General features: G+C 48.3%; 5 protein-coding genes. 4 read left to right on the plus strand and 1 reads right to left on the minus strand.

Annotation, left to right across the window (positions count from 1 at the left end; all coding sequences use genetic code 11):
* Positions 1 to 218: 218 nt before the first annotated feature.
* Complete coding sequence (locus WBA89_RS13160; protein ID WP_424407041.1) at positions 219 to 2018, minus strand: Rqc2 family fibronectin-binding protein; 1800 nt, start codon at positions 2016 to 2018, stop codon at positions 219 to 221.
* A gap of 309 nt (positions 2019 to 2327) precedes the next feature.
* Here WBA89_RS13160 and WBA89_RS13165 point away from each other — a divergent pair, with 309 nt between their 5' ends.
* From WBA89_RS13165 to WBA89_RS13180, 4 genes are all read left to right on the plus strand, one after another.
* On the plus strand, positions 2328 to 2942 hold the full coding sequence (locus WBA89_RS13165) for a hypothetical protein (RefSeq protein ID WP_424407043.1): 615 nt from the start codon (positions 2328 to 2330) through the stop codon (positions 2940 to 2942).
* Positions 2943 to 3261: 319 nt separating this feature from the next.
* On the plus strand, positions 3262 to 3414 hold the full coding sequence (locus tag WBA89_RS13170) for a hypothetical protein (protein WP_424407045.1): 153 nt from the start codon (positions 3262 to 3264) through the stop codon (positions 3412 to 3414).
* 32 nt (positions 3415 to 3446) lie between these two features.
* Entirely contained in the window at positions 3447 to 5027 is a 1581-nt protein-coding gene (locus tag WBA89_RS13175) for a bifunctional pantoate--beta-alanine ligase/(d)CMP kinase (protein ID WP_424407047.1), read from the plus strand.
* An 818-nt stretch (positions 5028 to 5845) separates the two neighbouring features.
* Positions 5846 to 6738 (plus strand): polysaccharide deacetylase family protein (locus tag WBA89_RS13180; RefSeq protein ID WP_424407049.1); only part of this gene is annotated, 893 nt, incomplete at its 3' end.

The raw sequence follows: 6738 nt of genomic DNA on the forward strand, positions 1-6738 counted from the left end.
TCTCACGGTGAGGAAACCCAAATTGCACGTTTCTTTGCAGCGGGTTCTAAGACAGATATCATCTCTCTTAAGCGGTACTTTTGCAATATAATTTATTGTATTGTAATAAAACTTTACATTATACAGAGATTTTTGGGTTTGCAGTGAGGAGGGAAGTCCTGGCTGGGAATCTATTTTAGTTGGATTGTTCGATCGCACATCGCACATCGCACATCATATCATGCGAGAGCTTGCTGCGGTCTGCCCCAGACAATCCGCTCTTGCTTGTAGACAACCATACCAGGTTTGGCACCTTTCGGCTTGTATACATATTTCGGTTCTGTATAAACCACCGGGACTTGTTCGCTCTGGCGGGCGCGACTGTAGTATGCAGTCATGTCGGCGGCAAATTGCAAATCGGTTTCTTGGGCGACATTACCGGGTGTCAGACGCAGCAAGGCGTGACTTCCGGGAATTTCTAGGGTGTGGAACCACAAGTCGTAGTCGTTGGCGGTACGAAAAGTGAGTTGGTCGTTTTGGCGGTTGTTGCGCCCGATTAATAATTCAAAGCCGCTGGGGGTTTGGTAGCGGTGAAATTCGATCGCAGCATCTTTGTCGGTACTGCGGTAATCTGGTACGTTGAGATATTTTTGTTGGATCAGTTCTTCGCGGATTTCGGCGAGGGTTTGCAAATCTTGGGTGTTGCGATAGGTTTCCAATACCGAAAGCGCGGCTTCGACTTGTTCCAAATAGTCAATTTCTTCCTGTACTGCGGCTAGCAAAGGTTCTACTGCAATGCGAGCTCTTTTAAGTTTTTGGTGTTTTTTGTAGATTGCTTGAGCGTTTTGAACGGCGTTTTTTTCCGGGTTTAGGGGAATGGCAACTGGTTTTTCGGTTTCAAAGTCGGGGAGGGAAATTGATTTCATTCCCGGTTGCCAATGCTGCAAGTTTGCCATTAGCAAGTCGGCTTGAGATTTGTGGGTGTCGGCATCTGCCGATTGCTGCAAGCGTTCTTTAAATGTGTTGGCTTTGAGGCGCAGTTTGGCGAGGATGCTGTTGAGTTTTTGGGTAAGCTGATGCCGCAGTTGGGCGAATAGTTGTTGGTTGATTTGGCCGGTGTAGTAGGTGTTGAGTAATTCTTGGACGGAAGAGTTCGGCAGCGGATTTTGTAGCGGATGTAGCGGATGTAACAGATTGGGGGAATTAGATTCCTTTTCAGATTCAGATTCTGGCTGTTTTTCGGGTTTTGGCCAGTCGATGACGCTGTAGCCTTCGGGGGTAAAACTCGGTTGAAATTTGGAGTTTTCTAGGCATTGCAGCCAGTATTGCCAGCGCTGAAATAGTTGCTGCCATTGGTGGGGATTGAGGCTGTCGGTGGATTGTTCGGGGTCTAAATTTGCAGAAAGAATCATGGACACTACTAAGCCTTTACTCAACCCTCGGTAATTCTTCAACAGATTAATCTTTAGTTGCCCCGGAACCAGGCTAATTCGTTCTTGCCAGCGGTTTTGAGGTTCGCTCAGACTCGGCACTGCATCGGTCAAAGACGGGGGCAATTCGTAGGGTTGTCCGGTTTGGATGGGGCGGACGGTGGACTGTTTGGCGCTGACTTGGTGGGCGCAGGTGACAACCAAATTGTCTTGGGCGGTAAGGATGATGTTGCTGTACTTGCCCATGATTTCGGCGTAGAGGTGCCAGAGTGCCGGTTCGCCCGGACGTTTGGCGAATTGCAAGTCGATGACTCTTTCCCAAGGGGAGACGGGGGCGATGGCAACTAAGGCTAAACCGCACAGTTGGTGGCGCAGTTGTTCGCTGAAGGTGAAGGTGTCGGGAATTCGGGGCGGGGGGTCGCCGACACAGATGCGGGCTGCTGTTGGATGGGAGGAAAGGTCTATCCAGGCGCGCCCTTTCATGGTACGCAGTGCCAGGGACACGGTAAATCGATCGCGCTGGTAGACTTGTTCTAAGCGCGCTGGCAGCCATTTGGCTCGCAGTTCGCTGCAAGTGGCGGTTAAAGTTGTAAAGTCTACGGGTTGCACGGTGGCCTCTTTGCGGTCGATCGAACTATGTACTTCTTCTATAGTTACAGATATCGGTCGTATTTAACCGGTATTATCAAAGTTTTGAAACCCGATTGGAAAAGATGTATCAAATGCAGGCCCCAGAGTCTGCCTCGCAATCAATCTCTTCTCTGCTGGTGGGACAGGCCCGACAGCCTGCGGCGCACCAGAAGCTGGTTAAGATGCCAGCCCCACAATCAATCTTTTTTTTGCTTGTGGAACAGGTCTGACAGCCTGTTGCTAAATATCTGCGGTAGAGCCTAGTAAATTTATGTTATTTTTAGTTAAATGTCAAGCATATCCGTTCTGAAACAAGCCGCTCAATCGAACACTAAACCATCTCCCGCCGCCGCAGTTGCAGCCCTCCTAGAAACCGAGAAAACTGCGAAAAAAAATAAAATTCGCTATTCTTTCGAGCAATTAATTGGCAACTGGCAACTGTGCTTTATCACCGGCACAAAAAAGACCAGACAAAAAGCGGGGATTGTGTTGGGTGCGGGACGTTACATCCCTGAGTGGGTAGCGAAAATTAAAATTGCTTATTCGTCGGCGGAACCTGTTGCCGGCGCGGCAGCGGATATCGAAACTGGTAAGGTGGAGAATTCGGTGCAAGTGGGGGCGATCGAATTAACTCTTTCCGGGCCGACTAAGTTTTTGGTAAATAAGAATATTTTAGCTTTTGATTTTACCAGAATTACTGTGAAATTGTTGGGTAAAACTGTGTATCAAGGATTTATTCGCAGCGGTGAATCGCGGGAAGCGGAGTTTTTGAGTCTGAGTGTGGGAAAGCAGGCTTTTTTTGCATATTTTCTGGTAGATAATGAGGTAATTGCTGCGAGGGGAAGGGGCGGCGGATTGGCTTTGTGGCGGTTTGTAGGTGCGGGTTCCACCAACAATTTATAATTTCTACTGAGTTCTGATTGACTGAATTAGAGTTCGATACGGGGGAATTGGGAATTGGGAATTGGGAATGGGGAATTGGCGATCGATTCCTGACCTATTACCCATTACCTCTTACCAAACGTTAGATTAATTTATTACCAAAAGTTCAGGAGAGCTGGGAAGCATTTGTCATATCGTTTCCGGTTGCATCGGAATGATTTAACCACAGAGGGCGCAGAGAACACAGAGAAAGATCCCAGAGAGAGATTAATACAGGACGATTTGACAAATGCAGCTTGCGTCTTAACTAGCTACCAAGGGCCCGTCGCGCATAGATGCAATGGCTGCCCGTGCACCAGCAGAACAGGGTAACGTTCGCCGGATTTGGTATTGTGTCGAACTAACATTTGGCACTCGCTGCCAAAGTCGCGCTCTTTTGTGGGCGAGTTTGTTGCTAACATCGGTGCAAGATATCAGATTGAACAAATTCTGACCGATAAATGCTGCCTTCAGGAGAATCTAACGGTGCGCCTGTTTACTGCGATTGCAGCACTTCGCTGCTACTTAAATTCACAAAAATCTGCTGCACCTCATGTGACAGTCGGTTTGGTGCCGACGATGGGATCTTTGCACGGAGGACATCTGAGCTTGATCCAGCGAGCAAGACAAGAAAATGCGATCGTCCTGGTGAGCATTTTTGTCAACCCGCTGCAATTTGGGCCGACAGAAGATTTTCAAGATTATCCCCGGAATTTGGATCGAGACCGGTTGCTGTGCCAAGAAGCTGGGGTTGATGTCATTTTTGCTCCCCCAGCAACAGAAATGTTTGGCAACTCAGGGGTAACAGAAACACAGAAAACCGCCCAAACACAAATTTACCTTTCATCCTTAACTCAAGTAGTACCGCCACCGGCGATGACATCGGTGCTGTGCGGCAAGTCGAGGCCAGGTCATTTTCAGGGCGTGGCGGTAATTGTGACTAAACTTTTGAGTTTAGTGCAGCCGACAAAAGCTTATTTCGGCCAAAAAGACGCTCAGCAGCTAGCAATTATCCGCCAACTTGCTGTTGATTTTAACTTGCCTGTCAAGATTGTTGCTTGTTCGATCGCCCGCGAAGAGTCGGGACTGGCGATGAGTTCTCGCAATCAGTATTTAACAGCAGAGCAAAAACAGCAAGCCTGCGCCCTCTACCGCGCCCTGCAACAAGCCTCAAAAACTTTTGCTTCAGGCGACCGCACTGCCTCCGCCACCCTCGCTGCGGCGCGGGAAGAAGTAGCCAGAGAGCCTGCTGTGAAGCTCGAATACGCCGAACTTGTCGATCCCGACACTCTCGCGCCGTTGCAGGTTGTGGAAACAGCAGGACTTTTGGCCGTAGCAGCCAGAGTCGGCTCTACTCGGTTGATTGACAATCTAATTCTCAGGAACCGGCGGCCGATTGTGGCGATCGACGGCCCGGCGGGTGCTGGCAAATCTACGGTAACTCGCCAAGCAGCAAAAGCTCTCTCGCTGTTTTATTTGGATACTGGGGCGATGTATCGGGCCCTGACTTGGCTGGCTTTGACAACAAATACGCCGATTTCTGACGAATGCGCGATCGCCGAATTAGTAAGTTACAGCTATTTAGAATACAACCTCGATCCGGGAGCTTTGACGCTGAAGATTAACGGCGAAGATGTAACCGAGGCAATTCGCAGTTTGGAAGTGACATCCCGCGTCTCGGAAATGGCGGCGATTCCGGCCGTGCGGGAGTTTCTGGTGGAGGAACAGCAACGCTGCGGCAAAAAAGGCGGAATTGTGGCAGAAGGCCGCGATATCGGGACTAACGTTTTTCCGGATGCGGAATTGAAGATTTTTTTGACGGCTTCGGTACAAGAACGATCGCGCCGGCGGCTGTTACAGCTCAAAGAGACCGATCGGGCTAATATTAGTTTGGCCGAGTTGGAACGAGACATCGCCCTGCGGGACGAAAAGGACAGCACCCGCGAGATTGCACCTTTGCGGAAAGCGGAGGATGCTGTGGAAATTCAAACAGACAATCTGACTGTTGACGAAGTTATCGATCGGATTGTCGGCTTGTACAAACAGAGAATCGGCCCTAAAAGTTAATTTGAGCAAGTTGGGGGCGATCGCCCCGGACTCAAATCCAGGTAATATCGTTTCCGGTAGCATCGGAATGATTTAACCGGCGCTAGAACACAGAGTACACAGAGTCCGAGAATATATATCTGAATCATTCCGATGAAGAGAGGATTTGATATAACATACCCCCTTTATTATGGAACTGCTTTCGACGCAGTACGCGAAGCGGCGCGTCAGCGCTCTTATCGCGAAGATAAGAGGAAACAGAAGAGTCAGAAGATAAGGGGGGTGGCAAACCCGGATTTGGTGTAACCTGCTATTAACCCGATTGGATCGCCTTCTTCCTTGAGGAAATTTCAACTATTCCTCGTTTTCACGGTTCAGGCAGTTTATTGTACACAATTCTTAAATTTTCCCCTGGAAAAACTGGATTTAAAACCCCGTTTTTATAGGACGGCTTTAATTTATTAAATTCATTTTAAAACAGCCGGAACTTGTTCGCAACTGTGGTAGACTCTAACGTTAACGCAAAGCTGAAAAAGCTAAGACTTGCGTCTTAAATCGCGCCTAGAGTCCTAAAAATAAAGGAAAAGCTAGAGTGATTGTAGAAAGACGCCATTTCAAAGTAAGCAGGCAACATAAAGATTTTGCCGCGAACTTAGCAAAATGCGTTATCCAGTCAATTCGATGAATCTAGAATCCTCCTGTATGAAAAGCACGAGAAGTGCAAATTGCAGTAGCATTTTTAGATACAATCCTATTTAAGATTATCCAGTTAACTAAATTAACTGGATATCAACATAAAATCTAAAATTAACTGTGCAAGGTGTGAAGGAGATAATGACGTGACAAAATTGAAACGGCTGTTGAGGCGGCACAAAAATTTAATCGTTGCTTTTGTGGCAGCCACCGCCAGTTTTTTGCTGGGCGTGACGTTGCCGATGAATTTGCGGGCGACAGGGCGAACGGCACCGCCGATACAGGCGCAAGTGTTGGCGGTATCCGAACCCTCAGAACAAAAGCCGATCGCCAATGTTAACGGAATCAAAGGGGCGATCGCCAGTCGAGTTGAATTTTCCCAAAAGGCGATCGCCTCTTTGGAGGAAAAGCGCTTTCAATCAAGCCTGCCCTCCCAGTTGAAAGGTGTAACCATCCGTCAGGCGAAACTCGACTCGCGGCACAAAGCGATCGCCCTGACATTTGACGACGGGCCCTGGCCGACAACAACTACACAAATCCTAGATATTCTCAAGAAAAACAATATTAAAGCTACATTCTTTTGGGTAGGAAGGTACCTGCACACTTATCCCGAACTTGGCAAACAAGTAGTGGCTGCAGGTCACGCGATCGGCAACCACACTTGGAACCACCAATACATTAAGTACAACGAAGACGGCGCAGCTCGCGAGATCGATCGCACGTCATCGTTAATTGAAGAATTGACTGGTGTAAAAACATCGCTTTTCCGCCCGCCGGGAGGCATTTTAAACAATGGATTAGCAGCTTACGCACAGAAGAAAAATTATACAGTTGTCATGTGGTCTGCCGATTCTTTAGATTGGCGGAGTGCTGCCCAATCGTTGATGGACAACGTACTCCGGCAAGCAAGTTCCGGCGGCATTGTGTTGATGCACGACGGCGGCGGCAATCGAGCAAAGACTGTACAAGCTTTGCCCAATATTATTGCTCGATTGAAAAAGCAAGGGTACAAATTTGTAACGGTTCCAGAGTTATTGGA

This window comes from Microcoleus sp. (assembly GCF_049646505.1).
Taxonomy (GTDB): domain Bacteria; phylum Cyanobacteriota; class Cyanobacteriia; order Cyanobacteriales; family Microcoleaceae; genus Microcoleus.

Bases quoted from the DNA above. Each gene is read 5' to 3' on its own strand.
- WBA89_RS13170 (WP_424407045.1), top strand. From the start codon at position 3,262: ATGGCTGCCCGTGCACCAGCAGAACAGGGTAACGTTCGCCGGATTTGG.
- WBA89_RS13165 (WP_424407043.1), top strand. From the start codon at position 2,328: ATGTCAAGCATATCCGTTCTGAAACAAGCCGCTCAATCGAACACTAAA.